Raw genomic sequence first — 22,767 nt, forward strand, 5'->3', positions numbered from 1 at the left:
CCGCCGGTGGTGACTCCCGATGGCGCGGTGTCGAGTCCGCGCCACCGCCGACGAGCCCTCGGAGTAGACCACGCCCGTCGCGGGGTTGGGGACGATCCGGGCGTCCTTTGTGCCCTGCTTGACAACTATTGGTCGAGATCGGGCGTTTGTCCCGGGGCCAGCTGGGCGAAGACCTCCGTCACCCGTCGCCGCAGCTCCTCGCGGGACCCCGTGTTCTCGATCAGGTACGTCGCCACGGCGCGCCGCTGCTCGCGGGTCGCCTGGGCGGCGATCCGGGCGCGGGCATCCTCCTCGGTCCAGCCGCGGTCGCGGACCATCCGCTCGACCTGCAGCTCCTCGGGCACGTCGACCACGATGACCGCGTCGAACTCCCCGGCACGTCCCGACTCCACCAGCAGCGGGATGTCGTGGACCACGATCCCGTCGCTGGGCGCGGCGGCCTCCAGCTCGGCGTACCGCTCGAAGACGAGGGGGTGCACGATGCCCTCCAGCAGCCGGCGCTGAGCCTCGTCACCGAAGACCAAGGCGCCCATCCGCGGCCGGTCCAGCTCGCCCTCGGGCGTCAGCATCTCGGGCCCGAAGGCCGCGACCACGGCCGCGAGCCCGGGCGTGCCCCTGGCCACGACCTCGCGCGCGATCTGGTCGGCGTCGATGACGACCGCCCCCAGCTCACGCAGGATCGACGACACGGTGCTCTTCCCCGAGGCGATCCCCCCGGTCAGTCCGACGCGCACACGCGGACCCTACTGTGAGGGCGTGCCGAACCAACGGGTCGCCCTGCTCCTTCCGGGTTCCCACGCGTACGTCGACGCGGTGCTCCGGATGCTCACCGCCGGAGTGTTCCCCATCCCGCTGGACCCGCGGCTGACGCCCGGTGAGCAGGAGCGGATCCTCGCCGGCCTGGAGCCGTCGGTCGTGGTGCGCAGCGAGGACGAGCTCGCGGCGGTCGTCGCGGCCCTCCCACCGGCCGGGCTGCCGCTGGGTCGGCCGATGCACTGCACGAGCGGAACGACCGGCGTGCCGAAGGGCGTCTTCTCAGGGCTGCTGTCCCCGGCCGACGCGGCGGCCCTGGTCGCCGAGGAGCGCGAGCTGTGGGACCTCGGCCCCGACGACGTCAACCTCGTGCTGAGCCCGCTCTACCACTCCGCGCCGCTCCGCTTCGCGATCGGCACGATCCTCGCGGGCGGCCGGATCGTGATCCCCGGCCCCTTCGACCCGGCGGCCGTGACCGCGGCGATCGAGGCCGAGCGGCCCACCACGATGTTCTGCGTGCCGACCCATCTGCAGCGCCTCTTCGCGCACTGGGACGAGCACGGCCGGCCCGACCTCTCCTGCTTCCGGCTCGTCGCGCACGCCGGGGCGCCGTGCCCGACCGACCTCAAGCACCGCCTCGTCGAGGCGTTCCCGGACGGCTCGACCTGGGAGTTCTACGGCTCGACCGAAGGCCAGTTCACCGCGTGCCGCAGCGAGGAGTGGCTGGCCCGTCCCGGCACCGTCGGCCGGGCCCGGCCGGGCCGCACACTGAGCACCGATCCCGACGGCACGATCTGGTGCACGGTGCCGCCGTTCGCGCGGTTCAGCTACTTCGGGGCGCCGGAGAAGACCGCCGCCGCCTGGCGGGATACGCCCGAGGGGCCGGCGTTCACGGTCGGGGACCTCGGGCGTCTGGACGCCGACGGCTACCTCTACCTCGACGGACGCCGCGAGGACCTGATCATCAGCGGCGGCGTCAACGTCTACCCGACCGAGGTGGAGCAGGTCCTCGGCACCTGCCCCGGCGTCACCGACGTCGCCGTCTACGGCGTCGACGACCCCGCGTGGGGTCAGCGGGTCCGCGCCGCCGTGGTGGTCGGTGCCGGCGGACCCGCCGAGGAGGATCTCCGGGCCTTCGCCCGTGAGCGGCTGGCACCGCCGAAGCGGCCCAAGGAGTACGCCTTCGTCGATCAGCTCCCCCGCACCCTGACCGGCAAGATCCGGCGGACCGAGCTCGGCTAGTCCTGGTCGGCGGCCAGCTCGAGCGCCAGCCAGGCCGCGACCCGCGCGGCCGGGTCGTCGAGGTCGAGGCCGGCCAGCCGCTCGATCTCGGCCAGCCGGTTGCGCACCGTGTTGCGGTGGACCCCGAGGTCGTCGGCGACGGCTCCGCGCGAGCCGTGGTGCCGCAGGAAGGCGGCCAGGGTGGTCCGCTGCTCCCCGTCGAGCGGGGCGAGCAGGCTCGCGGCGTACTCCCGGCCGAGGGCCTCGGGCACCAGCGCGAGCGGCCCGGCGTCGGCGACGTCCTCCCAGCGGCGCACCGGACTGGCACCGGTCGTGCGGTCGAGGGCGTGCCCCGCGGACTCGGCGCTGCGGCGGGCGTCGCCCGCCGCCGTGACCCGGCCGACGCCGGCGCGCAGCCCGGACGACGTGACGACGTCGAGCACGGCCGCGACCCGGGCGGGTGCGGCGACGGCGACCAGCTCCGTGTCGACCAGACCGGCCAGGACACCCGCGTCGGTGAGCTCGTCCTCCAGCCGGTCGAGGGCATCACCGAGCGCGTCCTCCGGGCCGCTCATCCGCAGCACCCGCAGCCGCTCGGGCACCGCGCGGCCGCCCTCCGCGGCGTCGAGCAGGACCTCGGCCGAACGGAGGTCCCCGGCGAGCAGCAGCTCGAGGGCCCGGCTCAGCAGTCTCCGCTCGGCGGAACGACGCTCGGCCCGACGCTCGACGGCCAGGCTGAGCAGCACGGCGGCGGTGCTGATCGCCGCGCGCAGCGGGTCGCCGAGACCGCTCGGCGCGGCGACGGCGAGATAGTGCTCGGGCCGCCCGGCCAGCCCGATCGGCCGGACCACGGTGGCGACCTGGCCGTGGGCCGTGCTCACGACGGTGCTCGACACGGCGCCGAGGCCCTGGCCGCGGATGCCGGCCACCTCGGTCCGCACCAGGGCGAGGTTCAGGCGCTCCGGGCGCACGCCGAACGGTCCCTCCTCGGGCTCACCGTCGCGATGCACCAGCGCCACCGCGCCGTCGAGCAGCTGGGCCAGCCGCTCCAGCAGTGGGCGCAGGTCGAGGCCGAGGGCCGCCTGGGTCAGCCGGCGCTGCAGGTCGAGCGCCAGCCGGGTCGCCGCGGCCTCCTGGTCCTGGAGCAGCTCGGCCGCGGCCCGCGACACCGCGACGAAGTGGGTCTCGCGGGGCACCTCCAGCAGGGTCAGGCGGTGCGAGCGGCAGGCGGCGACCAGCCGGTCGGGCAGCCGGTCGTGGGTCAGGCCCACGCCCATCGCCAGGGCGGCGGCGCCCGCGGTGGCCAGTCGGGCGACGTACGGATCCCACTCGTCGCTCCAGCCGCGGGTGCCCAGGCCCGTGGTGAGCAGCAGCTCGCCGCCCTCGAGGTACGGCGTCGGGTCGGCCAGCTCGCTCGTCGCGACCCAGCGCAGCGGCGGGCCGGCCGCGTCGTGGACCGTGCGCAGGCCCAGGCCGGGCACCGTGACCAGGTCCGCCACTGTCACCACGGTGCGATTCTTGCACAATCGGCAAGTGCAGATTGTGCACACTGGCGATAGCGGGCGACCACGCGCCGTCCTACCTTCGTGACAGACGGCCCGGCGCCCCCGGGCACCCCTTCCACGGAGGACATCTGATGAGCCAGCAGCCCACCGGCGGCCCCAGCATCACGCAGGAGCGTCGCCTCGTCACCGCCATCCCCGGCCCGCGCTCGCTGGCGCTCGCCGAGCGCAAGGCCAAGGCCGTGGCGTCCGGTGTCGCGGTCGGCCTGCCGGTCCAGGTCGTCGCCGCCGGCGGCGGCATCCTGGTGGATGCCGACGGCAACCAGCTCATCGACCTCGGCTCCGGCATCGCCGTGACCACGGTCGGCAACAGCGCCCCGCGCGTGGTCGAGGCCGTGACCCGCCAGGTCGCCGAGTTCACCCACACCTGTTTCATGGTCACCCCCTACGAGGGCTACGTCGCCGTCGCCGAGAAGCTCAACGAGCTCACCCCCGGCACCCACGAGAAGCGCTCGGCGCTCTTCAACTCCGGCGCCGAGGCCGTCGAGAACGCGGTCAAGATCGCGCGCTCGGCCACCGGCAAGCAGTCGGTCGTCGTCTTCGACCACGCCTACCACGGCCGTACCAACCTCACGATGGCGATGACGGCGAAGAACATGCCATACAAGAAGGGCTTCGGCCCGTTCGCCTCCGAGGTCTACCGCGCCCCGCTGTCCTACCCCTTCCGCGACGGCGGCCGGAGCGGTGCCGAGGCCGCCCGCGAGGCCATCGACGTCATCGAGAAGCAGGTCGGAGCCGACAACCTCGCCGCCGTCGTGATCGAGCCGATCCAGGGCGAGGGCGGCTTCATCGTGCCCGCCGACGGCTTCCTGCCGACCCTGGTCGCCTGGTGCCGCGACAACGGCGTCGTCTTCGTGGCCGACGAGGTGCAGACCGGTTTCGCCCGCACCGGCGAGCTGTTCGCGTGCGACCACGAGGGCGTCGTCCCCGACCTGATCGTCACCGCCAAGGGCATCGCCGGCGGCCTCCCGCTCGCGGCGGTCACCGGCCGTGCCGAGCTGATGGACGCCGCGCACCCCGGCGGACTCGGCGGCACGTACGGCGGCAACCCGCTCGCCTGCGCGGCCGCGCTCGCCGTCATCGAGACCATCGAGGCCGAGGGCCTGGTCGACCGCGCCCGGACCATCGGCAAGACCATGACCGAGCGGCTCGCCGCGCTGCAGGAGAGCGACCCGCGGATCGGCGAGGTCCGCGGGCGCGGCGCGATGATCGCCGTCGAGCTGGTCCGCGCCGGTACGACGGAGCCGGACGCCGACCTCACCAAGAAGGTCGCCGCCGCCGCCAACGCCCAGGGCATGGTCGTCCTGACCTGTGGCACCTACGGCAACGTGCTGCGCTTCCTGCCGCCGCTGTCGATGCCCGACCACCTCCTCGCCGAGGCCCTCGACCTGCTCGCCGAGATCTTCGCAGAGATCAGCCAGGAGAACTGATGACCGCGCTCCACGAGCCCGCCGCCCTCGACGAGTCCCTGGGGGCGGCCGGGCCACTGGCCGACGCCCGCACGCAGCTGCGCGAGGCCACCACGCTCCTCGGCTACGACGAGGGGCTCTTCGAGATGCTCGCCACCCCGCGCCGCGAGGTGACCGTGAGCATCCCGCTGCGCCGCGACGACGGGCGCACCGAGCTCCTCGTCGGGCACCGGGTGCAGCACAACTTCTCCCGCGGGCCGGCCAAGGGGGGCCTGCGCTACTCCCCCGACGTCACGCTGGACGAGGTCCGCGCGCTGGCGATGTGGATGACCTGGAAGTGCGCCCTGCTCGACGTCCCCTACGGCGGCGCCAAGGGCGGCGTCACCATCGACCCGCGCGACTACTCGCCGGCCGAGCTGGAGCGGGTCACCCGCCGCTACACCAGCGAGATCAGCCCGCTGATCGGGCCCGAGCGCGACATCCCGGCGCCCGACATCGGCACCGACGAGAAGACGATGGCCTGGCTGATGGACACCTACTCCGTCCAGCAGGGACACACCGTCCTCGGCGTCACCACCGGCAAGCCGATCAGCCTCGGCGGCTCGCGCGGCCGCGCCACCGCCACCTCCCGCGGCGTGGTCCACGTCGCGATCGCGGCACTGCTCTCGCGCGGCATCGACCCGGCCGACGCGACCGCGTCCGTCCAGGGATTCGGCAAGGTCGGCCGGTACGCCGCCCGCTTCCTCGCCGAGGCGGGCACCCGGGTCCTCGCCGTGTCCGACCAGTACGGCGCCGTCTTCTGCGCCGCCGGCCTGGACCTCCCCGCCCTGGAGGCGCACGTCGACGCGACCGGCTCGGTCGTCGGCTTCGCCGGCGGCGACGAGGTCCCCGCCGAGACGGTGCTCGAGGCCGAGGTCGACCTGCTCGTCCCCGCCGCGGTCGAGGGCGTGCTGCGCGCCGACAACGCCGGCCGGGTGCGGGCCCGGGTCATCGTCGAAGGCGCGAACGGGCCCACCACGCCGGAGGCCGACCGGATCCTGCAGGAGGCCGGCCGGCTCGTCGTACCGGACATCCTGGCGAACGCCGGCGGCGTGATCGTGTCCTACTTCGAGTGGGTCCAGGCCAACCAGGCCTACTGGTGGAGCGAGGGCGAGGTCGAGGACCGGCTGGCCGAGCGGATGCTCGCCGCGTGGGACTCGGTCAACGAGGCCGCCGCCCGCCTCGACATCCCCCTGCGCACCGCGGCGACCGTGCTCGCCGTCGAGCGCGTGGCCCAGGCGCACCAGCTGCGCGGCCTCTACCCGTGATGACCACTCCTCCGGAAGGACACCCGATGACCGCCCCCACCTTCGAGGTGCACGACCCGGCCACCGGCCGCGTCATCGACACCGTCGCCGACGGCACCGTCGCGGACGCGACCGCCGCCGTCGACGCCGCGGCCGCCGCGTTCCCGGCCTGGGCGGCCACGCCCGCCCGGGCCCGTGCGGAGATCCTGCGCCGCTGCTACGACCTGATGGTGCGCGACGCGGACCTGCTCACGGGTCTGATCGCGGCCGAGAACGGCAAGTCCGTCGCCGACGCCCGGGCCGAGGTGACCTATGCCGCCGAGTTCTTCCGCTGGTTCTCCGAGGAGGCGGTCCGCGGCGAGGGCACGTACGGCGACGCGCCCGCGGGCAGCGCGAAGACCCTGGTCACCTACGCGCCCGTCGGCGTGGCCGCGCTCATCACGCCGTGGAACTTCCCCGCAGCGATGGCGACCCGCAAGATCGCGCCGGCCCTGGCCGCGGGGTGCACGGTCGTGCTCAAGCCGGCCGCCGAGACGCCGCTGACGGCCCTGGCCGTGGCCCGGATCCTGTCGGAGGCCGGCGTGCCGTCCGGCGTGGTGAACGTCGTGCCGACCACGGACGCGGCCGCCGTGGTGACCGCCTGGCTCGAGGACCCACGGGTCCGCAAGGTCAGCTTCACCGGCTCGACCGGTGTCGGCCGGACCCTGCTGCGCCAGGCCGCCGACCGGGTCCTGAACTCCAGCATGGAGCTCGGCGGCAACGCGCCGTTCGTGATCACCGCCGACGCCGACCTCGACGCGGCGGTCGCGGGGGCGATGATCGCGAAGTTCCGCGGCGGCGGGCAGGCCTGCACCGCCGCCAACCGGTTCTACGTGCACGCCGACGTGGCCGACGCGTTCGTCGCGAAGTTCTCGGCCGCCGTCGCCGCGCTGAAGGTGGGGCCGTCGGCCGATCCCGCGAACCAGATCGGCCCGGTCATCAGCGAGAAGGCGCTGACCGGCATCACCAAGCTGGTCGAGGCCGCCGTGGCCGACGGCGCGAAGGTGGCGGTGCAGGGCAGCGTCCCCGCCGAGGGGTGGTTCTTCCCGCCGACCGTCCTGGTCGACGTACCCGTCGGCGCCCCGATCCTCTCCGAGGAGATCTTCGGCCCCGTCGCGCCCATCGTCACCTGGACCGACGAGGACGAGCTGCTCGCGTCGGTCAACGACACCGAGTTCGGCCTCGCGGCCTACGTCTACGCCGGCCGGCTGCAGGACGCGCTGCGGCTCGGCGAGCGGATCGATGCCGGCATGGTCGGCATCAACCGCGGCATCGTCTCGGACCCCTCCGCGCCGTTCGGTGGGGTCAAGCAGAGCGGCATCGGCCGCGAAGGTGCCCACGAGGGCATCCGCGAGTACCAGGAGACGCGCTACTACAGCGTCGACTGGAGCTGAGCCGACCGAGCAGGGTCAGTCACGCGACCAGCTCAGGGACCCGGCCCCTCGTCGCATCCGGCGAGGGGCCGGACCGTCCTGGGCGGGCCTCCCGGACCGGGACCTCACTGCCGGGCGAGCGCCGCCGCGTCCTCGACCAGCGCGTCCCAGCCGCGCAGCGCCACGGTGACGATGCCGCCCGCCTCCTCCCGGGTGCAGCCGTCGCGAGCCTGGATCGACAGTCCGTGCAGCACCGTGACGAGATAGGACGAGCCGCGCGCGGGATCCAGGCAGCGCGGGAGCTCGCCGTCACGCACGGCCTGCTCGATCCGGTCGCGGATCTTCTCGCTGTCGCGCCGCCGCCGCGCCGCCAGCTTCTCGCCGACGTGGTCATGGCCCGACGCCAGGTTCACCGCGGCCGTCACGAGCATGCATCCCGCAGGGGTCGTGGGATCGACGTAGGCCTCCGCGTTGTCCCGCAGGAGTGCCTCGACCGCGTCCCGGATCCGGGGCTGCCGCAGCGCACGATCGGTCGGCGTCGCACCGTCCGGGTCGTACATCTCCACCGCCTCGTCGAACAGCGCCTCCTTGGAGCCGAAGGCCGCGTACAGGCTCGTCGCCGCGATGCCGAGACGGTCCTCGAGCATCTTGATCGAGACACCCTCGTACCCATGCCGCCAGAACAGCTCCATCGCGCTCCGCAGGGCGGCGGCTCGATCGAAGGCCCGCGGCCGTCCTCGTCTCTCCATCGGTCCCCCTCTCGGGTGGCCATCCTCGCATGCGAGGATTATTGTGTAGTGATCACTACATAAATTGACGACGGAGGCACGGATGAGAACGCTCGAGGGCAGGACCGCACTGGTCACCGGAGGAAGCAGGGGTATCGGCGCCGCGATCGCGACACGGCTCGCGGCCGAGGGCGCCGACGTCGTCGTGACCTATTCGGCATCGGAGGCTCGGGCCCTGCAGGTCGTCGAGGCGTCCCGGAGTCATGGCGTGGTCGCCCATGCCGTCCGGGCCGACCTGCGTGACCCGGACCAGGTCGAGGCAGCGGTCGCGCGGGCCGCGTCGATGCTCGGACGCATCGACGTGCTCGTCAACAATGCCGGGATCCTCGCCCACGGTCCGATCGACGAACTCACTCTCGACGACTTCACGGACACGATGGCGGTCCACGTCCGGGCGGTCTTCGTCGCGGTCCGCGCCACGCTCCCCCACATGCAGACGGGTGGACGGATCATCAGCATCGGCAGCAATCTCGCCGAGCGGGTGCCGGCGCCAGGGTTCTCGCTCTACGCGATGAGCAAGTCCGCCCTGGTCGGGTTCACCCGCGGGCTCGCCCGCGACCTCGGTCCTCGCGGGATCAACGCGGTGCTGGTCCACCCGGGATCCACCGACACCGACATGAACCCCGCCGACGCCGAGCATGCCGACGACGAACGCGCCGTGATCCCCCTCGGTCGCTACGCGGCCACCGAGGAGATCGCCGCCACCGTCGCCCATCTCGCCGGGCCCGGCGGGGCGTACGTCAACGGCACCGCCGTCGTCGTCGACGGTGGGGCGAACGCGTGAGGCCCCTCCCCGGGTGTCGCACCGTGGTACCGCGGTCTCCGACGCGGCGGCCAGCCCGTAGGGTTCTGCCGTGAAGGCTCTGCTGCTCGAGAACATCCATCCGGCCGCCGTCGAGACCCTGGAGGGCCGCGGTTATGAGGTGGAGCTGCGTGCGGGCTCCCTGTCCGAGGACGAGCTGATCGCTGCACTGCCCGGCGTCCACCTGCTCGGGGTCCGCTCCAACACGAACGTGACGACCCGGGTGCTCGACGAGGTGACCGATCTGGTCGCCGTCGGCTGCTTCTGCATCGGCACCAACCAGGTCGACCTCAAGACGGCTGCCGCGAAGGGCATCGGCGTCTTCAACGCGCCGTACTCCAACACCCGCAGCGTCGTCGAGCTGGTCATCGCCGAGATCATCGCCCTCGCCCGCCGCCTGCCGGAGAAGACCCAGCGCATGCACGAGGGCGTGTGGGACAAGTCGGCCAAGGGCAGCCACGAGGTACGGGGGCGCACACTCGGCATCGTGGGCTACGGCAATATCGGCACCCAGCTGTCGACCGTGGCCGAGGCGCTCGGCTTCAACGTCGTCTTCTACGACACCGCGGACCGGCCCGCCCACGGCACGGCACGGCGGGTGCGCACCCTCAAGGAGCTGCTGGCCGTCTCCGACGTCGTCAGCCTGCACGTCGACGGACGCCCGGGCAACGCCGGCTTCTTCGGCGACGCGGAGTTCGCGGCCATGAAGCCGCGAGCGATGCTCATCAACGCCTCGCGCGGCATGGTCGTCGACTACGAGGCCCTGCGCGACCACCTGCTCTCGGGCCACATCGCCGGCGCCGCCGTCGACGTCTTCCCGTCCGAGCCGAAGGCGCAGGGCGATCCGTTCGACTCGGTGCTGCGCGGCCTCGACAACGTCATCCTGACCCCGCACATCGGCGGTTCGACCCAGGAGGCGCAGGAGGAGATCGGCTGGTTCGTCGCCGAGAAGCTCGCCCGCTTCGCCCTCGAGGGCAGCACCGCCCTGTCCGTCAACCTGCCCGCCGTCCTCCCGCCCGAGCTGCCGGCCGGGCGTCGTCTCGGTCTGCTGCACCGCAACGTGCCCGGCGTCCTCGCCGACCTCAACGCCACCTTCGCGGAGGCCGGTGACAATGTCGTCGACCAGCTGCTCTCGACCAAGGACGGCCTCGGGTACGTCGTCATCGACGCCGCCGACCCGCTCTCAACCGAGGCGCTGGAGCGGCTGCGCGCCGCCGAGTACTGCGTGTGGGCACGCACCTGGTGAGCCGCTGAGCTCACTCGGCTCCTCCACAGCCTGCCGCCGCGTCGGTGGCGGCACCGCCCGGATCGGGATAGCGTCGCGAGCGCGTCCCCGGTCCGGGCGCTGCACATCTCGGGAGGACCCATGCGCATACACCGCACCACGGGCGGCCCACCGGTGCTCGGTCTGCTCGCCGCCGCGCTCGTCCTGCTCCTCTCCGCGGCCGCCTGCACCGACGACTCCCCCGATCCGCGCGACCCGACCTCGACCTGGAGCCCCACCGGCACCATCGACACGCCCTCGCCCACCGAGCCGCCCACCGAGCCGCCGAGCGAGCCGGGGCTGCCGGAGGCGGCGAAGCAGGCCAGTGAGGACGGTGCGCGGGCGTTCATCGAGTACTACTGGGAGTTGATCAACTACGCGCAGGTCACGGGTGACGTGAAGGCGCTCAAGGCCGCGTCTGCAACAACCTGCAAAGGCTGCCAGGCTGGGATTCGGGGTATCAGAAGGCACTATCAGTCAGGAGGAACGATAGTCGGCGGCGCACACAGAGTCGATCACGCGACGTTGACAGAAGTCACCTCAGAGTCGGACATCTACGCCTTCCACAGCGAAGTTCAAGTCGAACACGACGGACAGACGATCATGTCAGGCGACGGTGCCGAAGAGGCCCGTGAGCCAGGGTCCGACAAGTGGGATCTCTACCTGTTGTGGGTGGACGGCACGCGTTGGCGCCTCGATGTCATGGAACTCAAGTGAAGGCCCAGCTTTTGCCGGTGGTTGCGATCCTCTCGTTGGTCGGTGCGGCGGCGGATGCCGATGATGGGGACTCATCAGGCACCTCAGACGAGACCTTCTGGGTCCAGCAAGTGGACGAGTCTCAGCAGTCGAGTTCGAGTAGCGCTGCCCCACAACAGGTCTACGACGAAGCAGTAGGGCCGCACATCGTCATCGGCGAGCAGGCTTGCCCTGGAGCTGAGCACGTCGTTGGCGCACAGACCGGTGGCTCAGCAGGCGCGACGGTATGCGGAGCCGACGAGACTCCCGTCCTCACCACTGAAGATGTGCGACGCGCATTCGCCGAGCTCGAGCTCCCCGCCGGGACCCTCACGATCCAGCCACCCGACGGCCTGACCCTCGTCAACTTCAGGACCAACTTCTATACGACCAGCACCGATCCGATCAGCACCACCGTCGCGCTCCTCGGGCAGCAGGTCACCCTGGAGGCGACGCCGGCGACCTTCGTGTGGCACTTCGGCGACGGACGGTCGCGGAGCACGACCGAGCCGGGGGCGGCGTACCCCGAGCTCCGGATCACCCACAACTACCTGCGCAAGGGCGAGTACCTGCCCAGCCTGTCGACGACCTACACCGGCCGGTACCGGATCGCGGACGGCCCGTGGCAGGCCATCCCCGGCACCGTCACGATCGACGGGCCGGGTCAGCCGCTGCGGGCGATCGAGGCCGAGCCCAAGCTGGTCGGCTACTGATCGACCAGCCCGGGTCACGCCGCATAGTTCAGGAGTAGCTCCGTGACCATGATGTCGGTGCGGGTGGGTGTGTCGTCACCGGTGGTCGGGGTGACCCGGCGGGTGCCGGTCGGGTCGATGAGGTAGTGGGCCCCGTAGGGATCGCGCCAGATCACGATCCCGGGGAACGGATGTCGTGCCTCCCAGCCGGCGTGGGTCTTGACCCGGTGGTGGGTCCGGGTCAACGGCCCCAGGTTGCCGATGCTGGTCGGCCCGCCCTCGCTGTAGGGGACCGCATGGTCCAGATCGACGTTGCGGGTGGTGTTCGCAGCGAACGGGAACACGTCGGCGGGGTGGATCAGGTGCACGGCCTCGCGGAGCCGGGTGGGGATCTCGTAGGCGTCGACCGGTGCCTGGCCAGGTAGATCGATGACGGGGGTGATCCGGACTCTCGCTCCCGCCTCACCGAGCAGGTGCATCATCCGGGCGATCGTGACCGGACCGTGGCCCTCGAGTCGGGCGATCGGGGAATCGGCGTACAGGTGCAGGTACACCGTCGCCTTGGGCCGCACCGGCCCGACCGATGCCCCCAGATCGCCATCGGTGGCGGGGTGGCTGGCCGGGTTCACCAACAGGGCGACCGCTGCGACCCGACGGTCGTTGGAGTCGGCGTCGGGCAACTGGTCCTTCAACCTCTCCGCGACCACGCTCACCGCAGCATCGATCCCCGCGACGGTGACCGCGTCCGCCTTGATGGTGAACGTCGCCATCCCGTGCCGGTCGACCCGCGACATGCGAGCACACCGCTCCTTCGCCGCAGCCTCCTCCCGAGCCAGAGCCAACTCCGGCGCAGCAGCGGCGACCTTGCCCTCCACCACAGACTCGAACCTCGACCACGCCAACCGCCCGTCCGCGACCTCGACCACCTCCCCGTCGACCCAGGCCGCCTCCTCCGAAGACAGGTCCCGGGTCGCGTCCGCGACATGACGCGCATGACCCACCCGCACCGACCCAGCCTCGACCCCGGCCCACAGCCTCGGGAGGCGCAACTGCAGATCGACCGCATCCGCGATCAACCGCCGCGCCCCATAGGGACTCAGCTGGATCCGGGCACCGAACGCGGCCGCAGCATGGTCGGTGATCAGCGGCGTACCGGCCCCACCCACACGACGAGCCCGGGACCGGCCCCGCCGATCATCGGGTGGCAGCCGGTCGGGATGGTGCAGCACCGCCCACTGATACGCCGCCCGCAACACCTCACGCTCAGCCTCCAGACGCGCGGCGTGCTGGCGCTCGACGAACTCGAGCACCCCCACCGCCGACAGGTCCGCCAGACCCGCCACCGCCCCATCACTGACCATGTCCCGATCAAACACAGGAGGTACGACACAACCCCCCGGCCGATATCACACAGGCTTGCCGGGCAGCACCGAGAGCAGCTCGTAGGCGACGTGGGCGGCCGCGATGCCGGTGATCTCCGCGTGGTCGTACGCCGGCGACACCTCCACGACGTCCGCGCCGACGACATTGAGCCCCTCCAGGCCACGAAGCACCTCCAGCAGCTGGGCGCTGGAGAGCCCGCCGGCCTCGGGGGTGCCGGTGCCCGGGGCGAAGGCGGGGTCGAGGACGTCGATGTCGAGCGAGACGTAGACCGGACGGTCGCCGAGACGCTCACGCATCCGGTTGATGAGGTCGTCGATCGGCGAACGGACGAAGTCGCGCGCGTGGACGGCGGAGAACCCCAGCTCCTCGGACTCGTCGAGGTCGAGCCTGCTGTAGAGCGGCCCGCGGATGCCCATGTGCATCGCATGGCCGAAGTCGATCAGCCCCTCCTCGGAGGCGCGGCGGAACGGCGTCCCGTGCGTGTACGGCGCGCCGAAGTAGGTGTCCCACGTGTCGAGGTGCGCGTCGAAGTGGAGCACCGCGACGGGTCCGTGCCGCTCGTGCTGCACGCGGAGCAGCGGCAGCGCGATCGTGTGGTCGCCACCGATGGTGAGCAGGCTCCGAGAGGTGCCGGACAGCTCGCGCGCGCCCGCCTCGATCGCGGCGATCGCCTCGTCGAGGGAGAACGGGTTGACGCCGAGGTCGCCGGCGTCGGCGACCTGGGCGCGCAGGAACGGCTCGCTGTCCTGCGCCGGGTTGTAGGGCCGCAGCAGCCGCGAGGACTGGCGGATGTGGTTGGGGCCGAAGCGGGCGCCGGGCCGGTACGAGACGCCGCCGTCGAACGGCACGCCCCACACGAGCGTGTCGGCGTCGCCCACGTCGCTCAGCCGCGGCAGCCGGGCGAAGGTGGTGTCGCCCGCGTAGCGCGGGACCTGGGTCGCGTCGACGGGTCCGACGGTCATACTGCGCCTCCCTTGCCGTGAACGGACGCTACATCGAGGATCTCACGCGCACCGCGCCGGGAGCGGCCGGTCTGCTGCCAGGCGCCGGTCGTCACCGGCTCCCGGCCGGTCGCCCTCGACCAGCACCTCCAGGTCCAGCGCGGCGTCGCCGAGCAGCTCACGGAGCAGCACCGTGTCCCTCGCGCCGCGCTCAGCAGGCGAACTGGCGGCGGTAGCTCTGCGGACTGACCCCGCGCACGCGCACGAAGTGGTGGCGCAGCGTCGCGGCGTTGCCGAAGCCGACCTCGCCCGCGATCCACTCCACCGGCTGGTCGGTGCGCTCCAGCAGCTCCTCGGCGGCCGCGACCCGCTGCCGGGTGACCCAGTGGTGGGGCGTGGTGCCGGTCTCGTCGCGGAAGCGCCGCGCGAAGGTGCGCGGGGACATCAGCGCACGCTTGGCGAGCGCCTCGACGGAGTGGTCCTCGCCGAGGTTCTCCAGGATCCAGGTGAGCAGCGGGCGCAGGGTGTCGGCGTCGCAGTCGGGGACGGCACGGGCGATGTACTGCGCCTGTCCCCCGTCGCGGTAGGGCGGGACGACGGCCCGGCGCGCGATCACGTTGGCCACGGCGGCGCCGTACTCCTGGCGCCAGATGTGCAGGGCCGCGTCGAGGCCGGCGGCGCTGCCGGCGCCGGTGACGATCTGGCCGCTGTCGACGTAGAGCACCTCGGGGATCACCTTGGCCTCCGGGAACTGTCGCTGCAGCTGCTCGGTGTACATCCAGTGCGTGGTGCACTCGCGGCCGTCGAGCAGGCCGGCCTGTCCGAGGATGAAGGAGCCGCTGCACACCGACATCAGCCGGGCGCCGCGCTCGTAGGCGGCGCGGATCGCCTCGAGGACGTCGGCGGAGGCCTCGGCCTGCTTGATCGCCGGGATGCCGACGAGGTCCGCCTCGGCCACCCGGTCGAGGCCATGGCCGGCCTGCAGCGTGAATCCCATCGAGGTCTGCAGCGGGCGGTCGTCCTCGGCACAGACCGCGAAGTCGATCGCCGGCACGCCGTCGGCGGTGCGGTCGATCCCGAACGCCTCGCACAGGATCCCCAGCTCGAAGGGGGCCACGCCGTCGAAGGCGATCACGGCCACATTGGTCAGCACCGGACCACCATCCCAGGCGAGTGGCAGAGAATCAACGCTAACCGGCTTTTCTGCCACTAGTGGCAGGAAAGCATGGAGAGCAGGATTACTGCCATGACCAGCGCACTGCTCCTCCTCCTGCTCCTTCTCCTGCTCGGCTCCGGCCTGGCCGCCCTCGTCGGCTGGGCGCGCGACGACCGGCTCGCCGCCGGCCGCACCGCGCCCGACGACCGGGCGGCGGCTCACCGCGACCGCAGGCCCAGCACCAGCGAGCTCTCCGAGGCCGGGGCGCCCGAGCGCCCGGCCACCACCCGCACCGTGCGCCGGGGCACCGCCCGCACGCCGCGCCGGGTCACCACGACCTTGACCCGCGCCTCCTGACCCGGCGCCAGCAGCGGCGTGCGCCAAGTGCCGGCCCGGACCGTGGCCGTGACGTCGCGTCCCGCGACGACATAGCGGACCCGGTACGCCGACCCGGCGCGTGAGCCGCGCAGCGTGAGCACCGCCGGCCGGGCACTGGTGTTGGTCAGCCGGAGCACCGCCCGCCGCACGTCGCCGCGGTGCGGGAGCCGCAGGGTCCGCGTGGTGCGCCAGGCTCCTCGCGCGCGGACGGCGATCGCCGGCTGCGCCCCGAGGACGGTGTACGCCCGCCGGACCGTGGTGACATTGCCGGCGCCGTCGATGGCGGTCGCGGTGACGACCTGCTCCCCCGGCGTACCGGTGGCCAGGGCCGGGGCCGAGAGCGTGCAGGACTGCAGCGTCGATCCCCCGCGGTCGGTGCACCGGACCCGGGGCACGACGGTGTCGCCCGTCTCGTAGACAGCACCGCCGCCGATCCCCCCGTCCGGGAGCGTGAGCCCGACCGTCGGTCCGATCCGGTCCGGCACCTCCGCCTTCTCCGCGCGGTAGCTGAGCACGCTCGGTGCCGCGAGCTCCCACACGATGCTGTCGTCGGGCGCCACCTCGCTCACCAGCGCCTCCCGGGAGGACGCCCAGTTGACCAGCGTGTTGCCACCCGCGAGCCGGCGGGCCGAGCCGGCGAAGTAGGAGAAGCGGTCCGGGTGCTCCCAGGAGCGGACCAGGGTCGCGGTCAGCGCGGTCTCGTCGAGCGCGTACTCGGTCACCCGGGTCACCGCCCGGTTCACGGTCGGGCCGAGACGGTCGGCGGGGTCGAGGCAGTACGACGGCGTGGCGCCCAGGGCGACCGAGCCGTTGTCGAAGACGAGCAGGTGCCCGTCGGGCAGCCGGCTGACGGTGTGCTGGGCACACGGCCCGCCGAGCGGGTCGTTGACGAAGTCGAAGTCGTTCCGCCGGCCGCCCAGGCGCCACACCACGTCGCCGCGCTGGTGACCGCTGTGGTCGGACCAGGCGATGCGCAGCGCGGCGCTCAGGTGGCGGAAGGACGCGAGCACATCGCCCCCGGGCAGGATCTCGATGGAGTTGAGGTGCGCCCAGTCGCTCGCCGCGCCGGCCGTCGTCTCGGCCGGGTCGACGTGGTCACCGCTGTCCCAGGTGTAGACCTCGTGCCCCGCGGCGTCGACCTCCTGGATGACCGCGTCGACCAGTCCGGTGTCGGGGTCGGGCTCGTAGGCGACGAACAGTCGGCTGCCGTCCGGACGCAGGATCACGTCGTGGTTGTCGGTGTTGACCAGACCGACCGTCCGCGAGACCCCCACCTCGCGCAGCTGGGCGTCCAACTCGACCAGGTCCAGTCGCTCTCCGGCCCGGGCAGCCGCCGCATCACGGTGTAGCGCCCGTGCGGGGCGGGCTTCAGGTCGGCGACGGGCTGCCCGAAGTCGTGGACGTAGACCGGCACGCCGTTGCGGTCGAGCGCGGCCGCGAAGGTGCCGAGGGTGACCAGGACGTGGCCGGCGGCGACACCGGGTCCGTCCACGACCTTGGTGATCTCCGGGAATCCGGCCGGCAGATAGACCAGCGCATAGGTACGACGCCCCGCCGCGTCATCGACGATCACCGAGACCTCGTCGCCGTCGGCCAGACCAGCCACCTCGGTCGGACCGCTCACCACCACACCGTCGACCCGGATCACGCCGGCGGGGTCGCTGGTCGTGGCCGTGATGGTGAGCCGGCCCGCGGTCGCACCGGTGGTCGCCACGGCGTACCGGCGCACGTCCGGGTCGAAGCCGGGGCGCAGCGTGGCACCGGTGCCGGCGACGGCCAGCGTGACGACGGGCGCCGACGCATCGGCACCGGCCGGCGCCGGGGGAAGACCGATCAGCCCCAGCAGGAGGACCGGGAGCAGGACCGCGGAGAGCAGATGGGCGACGGAACGCATGGCGGGCCGATCGGCAGCGGACGACCCGATCTGAGCCGGCACCGGGAAGCGCGAAGGCCCCGACCGGCTGGTCGGGGCCTTCGAGCTGTGCTGCTGGCTGATCAGGTGATCAGTTGCCGCCGGTCAGCTTCTCGCGAAGAGCCTGGAGCGCCTCGTCGGAGGCGAGCGAGCCGCCGCCGTTGCCGCTGTCCTCGGCCGGGGCCGAGGAGTACGAGCTGGACTCGCCGGCCTCGATCTCGGCCTGCTTGGCGTCGGCCTGCTGCTTGACGTGGGCCTCCCAGCGAGCGTGCGCCTTGGCGTACTGCTCCTCCCACTTCGCACGCTGCTCGTCGAAGCCCTCGAGCCACTCGCCCGTCTCGGGGTCGAAGCCCTCGGGGTAGATGTAGTTGCCCTGGTCGTCGTACGTGGCCTCCATGCCGTACAGCGTCGGGTCGAACTCCTCGACGTCCGCCGCGGCAGCGGTCTCGTTGGCCTGCTTGAGCGAGAGGGAGATCCGGCGACGCTCGAGGTCGATGTCGATGATCTTGACCATGACGTCGTCGCCGACCTGGACGACCTGCTCCGGGATCTCGACGTGGCGCTCGGCGAGCTCGGAGATGTGGACCAGGCCCTCGATGCCCTCCTCGACCCGGACGAACGAGCCGAAGGGAACCAGCTTGGTGACCTTGCCCGGCACGATCTGACCGATCTGGTGGGTCCGGGCGAAGTGCTGCCACGGGTCCTCCTGGGTCGCCTTCAGCGACAGGGAGACACGCTCGCGGTCCATGTCGACGTCGAGGACCTCGACGGTGACCTCGTCGCCCACGGTGACGACCTCGGACGGGTGGTCGATGTGCTTCCAGGACAGCTCCGAGACGTGGACGAGACCGTCGACGCCGCCGAGGTCCACGAACGCACCGAAGTTGACGATCGAGGACACGACGCCCTTGCGGATCTGGCCCTTCTGGAGCTGGGTGAGGAAGCCGTGGCGAACCTCGGACTGGGTCTGCTCGAGCCAGGCACGGCGCGACAGGACCACGTTGTTGCGGTTCTTGTCGAGCTCGATGATCTTGGCCTCGAGGGTCTGACCGACGTAGGGCTGCAGGTCGCGGACCCGGCGCATCTCGACGAGCGACGCCGGCAGGAAGCCGCGCAGGCCGATGTCGATGATGAGGCCGCCCTTGACGACCTCGATGACGGTGCCCTCGACGACGCCGTCGGCCTCCTTGATCTCCTCGATCGTGCCCCAGGCGCGCTCGTACTGGGCGCGCTTCTTGGACAGGATCAGGCGACCCTCCTTGTCCTCCTTCTGGAGGACGAGAGCCTCGACCTTGTCGCCCACCTGGACGACCTCGGACGGGTCGACGTCGTGCTTGATCGACAGCTCGCGCGAGGGGATGACGCCCTCGGTCTTGTAGCCGATGTCGAGCAGGACCTCGTCACGGTCCACCTTGACGATGGTGCCGTCGACGATGTCGCCGTCGTTGAAGTACTTGATGGTCTGGTCGATGGCGGCCAGGAAGTCCGCCTCCGAGCCGATGTCGTTGACCGCGACCTGGGGCGCGTTGTCGTCGTAGTGGCTCGAGAGGGGGGTCGAGAGGGTGCTCGTCATGTAGTCGGTCAGTCCTTGAGATGGGCAGATGTAGTCGGGACGGTTCGTTTGCGCGGCCACCGGCACGAGGGCAGGTGGACACACAGACGTTCCAGGGTACGCGCCGCCGGTCGCGGGAGTCCAACCGGCGGGCACTATCCTCGCAGGGTGCAGGACCTGCAGGACATCACGGCGTGGCCCCATCCCCCCGTCACCGCCCACCGGCGCCGGGCCGACGAGCAGGAGTCCCGGCGCGCCAACGGCGCCGACTGGGATCGCTACGCCGACGAGTACCAGGCCACCCACGGCGGCTTCCTCGGCGACATCGGGTTCGTCTGGGGGCCGGAGGGACTGACCGAGGAGCTCGCCGGGATCCTCGGCGAGGTCCGCGACCGCGATGTGCTCGAGGTCGGCTCCGGCGCCGGGCAGTGCTCGCGGTGGGTGTGCAGCCGGGGCGGGCGCGCCATCGGGCTGGACCTGTCGCACCGCCAGCTGCAGCACTCGCGCCGCATCGACGAGGCGACCGGAGTGGTCGTCCCGAGTGTGCGCGGCACCGCGACGGCGCTCCCCTTCGCCGACGCCAGCTTCGACGTCGTGTTCTCCTCGTTCGGTGCCCTGCAGTTCGTGGCCGACATCGCCGTTGCGGTCGCCGAGACGGCGCGGGTGCTCCGGCCGGGTGGCCGGTTCGCGTTCTCCATCACGCACCCGACCCGCTGGATGTTCCCCGACGACCCGGGCGAGGAGGGTCTGACCGCCACCCAGTCGTACTGGGACCGCACGCCCTACGTCGAGGTCGACGACGAGACCGGCGCGACGTCGTACGTCGAGCACCACCGCACCCTCGGCGACTGGGTCGCGCTGCTCTCCGGGGCGGGCTTCCGGCTGACCACGCTGCTCGAGCCCGAGTGGCCCGAGGGACACGAACGGCTGTGGGGCGGCTGGTCCGGGACACGCGGCCGGCTGACGCCGGGCACGGCGATCTTCGGGGCCGACCTCTCCTAGGGTGAACCCGTGGATGCGGAGGAGATCGCCAAGTCGGCCGCGCTCGAGCACCGGCACTGGTGGTACGCCGCCCGGCGGGCGCTCGTGCGACGTACGGTCCGCGACTGGCCGGCGGGCAGCGCGATCGACGTCGGCTGTGGGATGGGCGGCAACACGGCCGTCCTCCGCGAGCTGGGGTGGCGGGCGGTCGGGGTCGAGTACACCGACACGGGCGCGGACATCGCCGCGGGACGGGGCATCCCGGTCGTCCAGGGCGACGGCCGGGTCCTCCCGATCGCCGACGCCTCCGTGGACCTCGTCTTGTCGACCGACGCCTGGGAGCACATCGACGACGACCGGGCCGTCGCCCGCGAGACCGTGCGGGTGCTGCGGCCCGGGGGTCGGGCGCTGATCGCGGTGCCGGCCGGGATGGCCCTGTGGAGCGGCCACGACGTGGCGCTGGGACACGTCCGGCGCTACGAGCGACAGCAGCTCGCCGACCTCGCGACCGGAGCCGGTCTGGTGATCGACGACCTCCGGTCGTGGAACGTCCTGCTCCGGCCGGTGGTGCGCGCCCGACGGCGCAACAAGCACGCCGCCGAGAGCGAGATGGAGGAGGTCCACCCGGTGCTCAACGCCGGCCTGCGGGCGACCCTCGCGCTCGAACGGGCGCTCCCGGTCGGGCGGCTTCCCGGCGTCAGCCTGGTGCTCCTCGCCCACCGGCCCCCGGACGATCAGTCGAAGCGGTAGATCCGGGGCTCGAGGAGGGCGCCGTCACCCCGGCGCAGCTCCGGGCGCACGATGTCGTCGTACGCGACCGGCGTCCGACGACGCGGCCTGCCGCGGGTCAGGACCGCCGTGAGCGCGCGGGCGACCAAGGCCTCGCCGCCGCGGGTGTGATGCGCCTCGGCGTTGACGGTGCGCTCGACGAAGTCGGGATCGTGGGTCCCCACGGTGCGCACCGGCTGGGTGCCCCGCCAGCGCAGGGCGATGACGTTGTGGTGGTGGCGGCTGTCGATCAGTCGCTTCACCGGGTCGGCGAGCTCGGAGCGGCGCAGGTAGGCGTCGATCTCGGGGTCGAAGCTGGTCGCCTGCTTGGCCTCCATCACCAGGGTGGGCGGCTGGGTGGAGTCGTCCAGGCGGCACCACCACAGGTGGCTGGGGAAGTCGATGATCTTCGCCGCTGCCGCCTCCGGGACCTCGATGTAGCCGGCCTTGGCGACCCGGGTCAGCTCCGCCACGACCCCGACCGGGTCGGTGACGTGCTCGAGCACGTGCGAGCAGATGGCGTAGTCGAAGACCCCGTCGGCGAAGGGCATCGCCGCCGCGTCCGCGTCGAACAGCGGACGGTCGACCCGGGTGCGGCCGCTGCCCGACCGCTGCCCGGCGTACGCGTCGCCGGGGTAGCGGTCGAGCAGCACGTCGGCGCGCCACGACGGCTTGTCGCCGCTGCCGACGTCGAGGACCAGCCCGTCGTCGGGGATCGGCAGCGCGATCCGGCTGTCGTAGAAGGCGCGCAGCCGCTCCCTGATCTCCTGCATGCTCTGATTGTGCGGGTGCTCAGACCCCGGCGAGCTCCTGGTCCCGACGCTCGGCGTCGGCGCGGCCCCGGCGCGCGGCGCGGCCGAGGAACAGGCCGGCGGCGAGCAGTGCCGCACCGAGCAGCACCAGCAGGGCCGGGAACAGCAGCTTCATGCCGCCCAGGAGGGTCGCGTTGGACTTGGCGTCGTCGACCAGCTCGTCGACCTGGTCCTGGGTGTACTGGACGGTGCCCGTGAAGGCCGGCACGCTGACGCCGTCGTAGCGCAGCTCCTGGACGCGATCCTCGACCCGGTCGACCGGCGAGCCGGTCTTGGGCTCGACGTAGAAGGTGCGGGTCATGCCGTACCACATCTCAGCCTGGACGGAGGCCTCCGGCGAGCCGAACACGGAACCGGGCACCTCGCGGTCCTCGATCACGGTGGGCTCGATGCGCTGGACGAACTTGTAGACGGTGAGCCCGTCGAGAGTCTCCTCGCCCTCGTAGGTCGCCGGCACGGCCTCGCCGACGTTGTCGTCCCAGACCGGGTAGTCCTTCTTCTCGGTGTCGAAGGGGAACTTGTAGATCTGGCCCTGCCGGACGGCGGGCTCCCGCTCGCCGGCGGCGACCTCGGTCCACGAGTCGCACTTCTCGCAGTCGACCGCCGCGCCGCTGGTGCCGTCGAACGGTGCCCGCTCGCGGGACTGCTGGAAGATCGTGCCGTCGGCCCGCTTGACGGTGGTGGAGTTCACCCACACCACGACGCCGTCGGGCGCGTCGGCACCGCTGTCGGCGATGGTGCGGGAGCTGATCTCGAGGTCGGTGGTCTCGGGTGCGAGGACGTCGGGGTCGGAGTTGAAGACCTCCGCGCCCTCGGCCTCCAGCTCCGTGACGCCCTCGTAGTCGGGCGGGACGGTGGCGAGCACCGGGTAGGCGTAGAAGCGGACCAGGGCGGCCGCCACGATCAGGAAGACACCGAGTCCGACGGACACGGCGGCGAGCTTGCTGCGCATGGGCGGAG

22 protein-coding genes are annotated in these 22,767 nt (G+C 72.2%); 10 read left to right on the top strand and 12 right to left on the bottom strand.

What is annotated here, in order from left to right:
* Positions 1-125: 125 nt before the first annotated feature.
* Positions 126-734 carry a dephospho-CoA kinase gene (gene coaE / locus QJ852_15605; protein WGX94576.1) on the bottom strand — a complete coding sequence of 203 codons (609 nt, stop codon included), beginning with the start codon at positions 732-734 and terminating at the stop codon, positions 126-128.
* A 22-nt stretch (positions 735-756) separates the two neighbouring features.
* Here coaE and QJ852_15610 point away from each other — a divergent pair, with 22 nt between their 5' ends.
* Positions 757-1,995 (top strand): AMP-binding protein, encoded by a 1,239-nt coding sequence (locus tag QJ852_15610; protein ID WGX94577.1) that lies wholly within the window; start codon positions 757-759, stop codon positions 1,993-1,995.
* Here the strand turns inward: QJ852_15610 and QJ852_15615 are convergent.
* Complete coding sequence (locus QJ852_15615) at positions 1,992-3,482, bottom strand: PucR family transcriptional regulator (protein ID WGX94578.1); 1,491 nt, start codon at positions 3,480-3,482, stop codon at positions 1,992-1,994. The two genes, QJ852_15610 and QJ852_15615, sit on opposite strands and share 4 nt — an antisense overlap.
* Positions 3,483-3,610: 128 nt before the next feature.
* On the opposite strand from QJ852_15615, the gene gabT reads away from it, so the two are divergent.
* From gabT to QJ852_15630, 3 genes are read left to right on the top strand one after another with little or no spacing between them, the layout of a single operon-like run.
* Complete coding sequence (gabT, locus tag QJ852_15620) at positions 3,611-4,966, top strand: 4-aminobutyrate--2-oxoglutarate transaminase (protein WGX94579.1); 1,356 nt, start codon at positions 3,611-3,613, stop codon at positions 4,964-4,966.
* Positions 4,966-6,252: a Glu/Leu/Phe/Val dehydrogenase gene (locus tag QJ852_15625; protein ID WGX94580.1), complete on the top strand. Its 1,287-nt coding sequence runs from the start codon at positions 4,966-4,968 to the stop codon at positions 6,250-6,252. Before gabT ends, QJ852_15625 begins: the two co-directional genes overlap by 1 nt.
* 26 nt (positions 6,253-6,278) lie before the next feature.
* Positions 6,279-7,664 carry an NAD-dependent succinate-semialdehyde dehydrogenase gene (locus QJ852_15630; protein WGX94581.1) on the top strand — a complete coding sequence of 462 codons (1,386 nt, stop codon included), beginning with the start codon at positions 6,279-6,281 and terminating at the stop codon, positions 7,662-7,664.
* A gap of 104 nt (positions 7,665-7,768) precedes the next feature.
* On the opposite strand, the gene QJ852_15635 is transcribed toward QJ852_15630, so the two are convergent.
* Entirely contained in the window at positions 7,769-8,392 is a 624-nt protein-coding gene (locus QJ852_15635) for a TetR/AcrR family transcriptional regulator (protein WGX94582.1), read from the bottom strand.
* 82 nt (positions 8,393-8,474) lie between these two features.
* Here QJ852_15635 and QJ852_15640 point away from each other — a divergent pair, with 82 nt between their 5' ends.
* From QJ852_15640 to QJ852_15655, 4 genes are all read left to right on the top strand, one after another.
* The gene (locus tag QJ852_15640; GenBank protein WGX94583.1) at positions 8,475-9,215 is read left to right on the top strand and encodes an SDR family oxidoreductase; all 741 of its coding nucleotides are present in this window, start codon (positions 8,475-8,477) and stop codon (positions 9,213-9,215) included.
* 70 nt (positions 9,216-9,285) lie between these two features.
* Positions 9,286-10,479 carry a phosphoglycerate dehydrogenase gene (gene serA, locus QJ852_15645; GenBank protein ID WGX94584.1) on the top strand — a complete coding sequence of 398 codons (1,194 nt, stop codon included), beginning with the start codon at positions 9,286-9,288 and terminating at the stop codon, positions 10,477-10,479.
* A gap of 153 nt (positions 10,480-10,632) precedes the next feature.
* On the top strand, positions 10,633-11,214 hold the full coding sequence (locus tag QJ852_15650; protein WGX94585.1) for a DUF6318 family protein: 582 nt from the start codon (positions 10,633-10,635) through the stop codon (positions 11,212-11,214).
* A 305-nt stretch (positions 11,215-11,519) separates the two neighbouring features.
* On the top strand, positions 11,520-11,945 hold the full coding sequence (locus QJ852_15655; GenBank protein ID WGX94586.1) for a PKD domain-containing protein: 426 nt from the start codon (positions 11,520-11,522) through the stop codon (positions 11,943-11,945).
* A 14-nt stretch (positions 11,946-11,959) separates the two neighbouring features.
* Here the strand turns inward: QJ852_15655 and QJ852_15660 are convergent, their stop codons facing one another.
* From QJ852_15660 to rpsA, 7 genes are all read right to left on the bottom strand, one after another.
* Positions 11,960-13,285 carry an HNH endonuclease signature motif containing protein gene (locus QJ852_15660; protein WGX94587.1) on the bottom strand — a complete coding sequence of 442 codons (1,326 nt, stop codon included), beginning with the start codon at positions 13,283-13,285 and terminating at the stop codon, positions 11,960-11,962.
* Positions 13,286-13,330: 45 nt separating this feature from the next.
* Positions 13,331-14,269, bottom strand: a complete 939-nt coding sequence (gene speB / locus QJ852_15665) for an agmatinase (GenBank protein ID WGX94588.1) — start codon at positions 14,267-14,269, stop codon at positions 13,331-13,333.
* A gap of 42 nt (positions 14,270-14,311) precedes the next feature.
* The gene (locus QJ852_15670) at positions 14,312-14,440 is read right to left on the bottom strand and encodes a hypothetical protein (GenBank protein ID WGX94589.1); all 129 of its coding nucleotides are present in this window, start codon (positions 14,438-14,440) and stop codon (positions 14,312-14,314) included.
* A 19-nt stretch (positions 14,441-14,459) separates the two neighbouring features.
* Positions 14,460-15,401 (bottom strand): helix-turn-helix domain-containing protein, encoded by a 942-nt coding sequence (locus QJ852_15675; GenBank protein ID WGX94590.1) that lies wholly within the window; start codon positions 15,399-15,401, stop codon positions 14,460-14,462.
* Between the two features lie 221 nt (positions 15,402-15,622).
* Positions 15,623-17,077 (bottom strand): aryl-sulfate sulfotransferase, encoded by a 1,455-nt coding sequence (locus QJ852_15680; protein WGX94591.1) that lies wholly within the window; start codon positions 17,075-17,077, stop codon positions 15,623-15,625.
* Positions 17,005-17,676 carry a cadherin-like beta sandwich domain-containing protein gene (locus tag QJ852_15685; protein ID WGX94592.1) on the bottom strand — a complete coding sequence of 224 codons (672 nt, stop codon included), beginning with the start codon at positions 17,674-17,676 and terminating at the stop codon, positions 17,005-17,007. Before QJ852_15685 ends, QJ852_15680 begins: the two co-directional genes overlap by 73 nt.
* A 109-nt stretch (positions 17,677-17,785) precedes the next feature.
* Positions 17,786-19,267 (bottom strand): 30S ribosomal protein S1, encoded by a 1,482-nt coding sequence (rpsA, locus tag QJ852_15690; GenBank protein ID WGX94593.1) that lies wholly within the window; start codon positions 19,265-19,267, stop codon positions 17,786-17,788.
* Positions 19,268-19,414: 147 nt separating this feature from the next.
* On the opposite strand from rpsA, the gene QJ852_15695 reads away from it, so the two are divergent.
* Together QJ852_15695 and QJ852_15700 are read left to right on the top strand one after the other, a co-directional pair.
* Positions 19,415-20,248: a class I SAM-dependent methyltransferase gene (locus QJ852_15695; GenBank protein WGX94594.1), complete on the top strand. Its 834-nt coding sequence runs from the start codon at positions 19,415-19,417 to the stop codon at positions 20,246-20,248.
* Between the two features lie 9 nt (positions 20,249-20,257).
* The gene (locus QJ852_15700) at positions 20,258-20,977 is read left to right on the top strand and encodes a class I SAM-dependent methyltransferase (GenBank protein WGX94595.1); all 720 of its coding nucleotides are present in this window, start codon (positions 20,258-20,260) and stop codon (positions 20,975-20,977) included.
* Here the strand turns inward: QJ852_15700 and QJ852_15705 are convergent.
* Positions 20,962-21,768, bottom strand: coding sequence for a methyltransferase domain-containing protein (locus QJ852_15705; GenBank protein ID WGX94596.1), 807 nt, complete (start codon positions 21,766-21,768; stop codon positions 20,962-20,964). The two genes, QJ852_15700 and QJ852_15705, sit on opposite strands and share 16 nt — an antisense overlap.
* Before the next feature lie 19 nt (positions 21,769-21,787).
* Positions 21,788-22,759: a DUF3068 domain-containing protein gene (locus QJ852_15710; protein ID WGX94597.1), complete on the bottom strand. Its 972-nt coding sequence runs from the start codon at positions 22,757-22,759 to the stop codon at positions 21,788-21,790.
* Between the last annotated feature and the right edge of the window lie 8 nt (positions 22,760-22,767).

Origin of the sequence: Nocardioides sp. L-11A (assembly GCA_029961745.1) — a bacterium.
Lineage (GTDB): Bacteria > Actinomycetota > Actinomycetes > Propionibacteriales > Nocardioidaceae > Nocardioides.

Excerpts from the sequence above, each read along its gene's own strand:
- QJ852_15635 (WGX94582.1), bottom strand. The coding sequence starts at position 8,392 with ATGGAGAGACGAGGACGGCCGCGGGCCTTCGATCGAGCCGCCGCCCTG.
- QJ852_15640 (WGX94583.1), top strand. The coding sequence starts at position 8,475 with ATGAGAACGCTCGAGGGCAGGACCGCACTGGTCACCGGAGGAAGCAGG.
- gabT (WGX94579.1), top strand. The coding sequence starts at position 3,611 with ATGAGCCAGCAGCCCACCGGCGGCCCCAGCATCACGCAGGAGCGTCGC.
- QJ852_15660 (WGX94587.1), bottom strand. The coding sequence starts at position 13,285 with ATGGTCAGTGATGGGGCGGTGGCGGGTCTGGCGGACCTGTCGGCGGTG.
- speB (WGX94588.1), bottom strand. The coding sequence starts at position 14,269 with ATGACCGTCGGACCCGTCGACGCGACCCAGGTCCCGCGCTACGCGGGC.
- QJ852_15705 (WGX94596.1), bottom strand. The coding sequence starts at position 21,768 with ATGCAGGAGATCAGGGAGCGGCTGCGCGCCTTCTACGACAGCCGGATC.
- QJ852_15630 (WGX94581.1), top strand. The coding sequence starts at position 6,279 with ATGACCGCCCCCACCTTCGAGGTGCACGACCCGGCCACCGGCCGCGTC.
- QJ852_15685 (WGX94592.1), bottom strand. The coding sequence starts at position 17,676 with ATGCGTTCCGTCGCCCATCTGCTCTCCGCGGTCCTGCTCCCGGTCCTC.
- QJ852_15710 (WGX94597.1), bottom strand. The coding sequence starts at position 22,759 with ATGCGCAGCAAGCTCGCCGCCGTGTCCGTCGGACTCGGTGTCTTCCTG.
- rpsA (WGX94593.1), bottom strand. The coding sequence starts at position 19,267 with ATGACGAGCACCCTCTCGACCCCCCTCTCGAGCCACTACGACGACAAC.
- QJ852_15625 (WGX94580.1), top strand. The coding sequence starts at position 4,966 with ATGACCGCGCTCCACGAGCCCGCCGCCCTCGACGAGTCCCTGGGGGCG.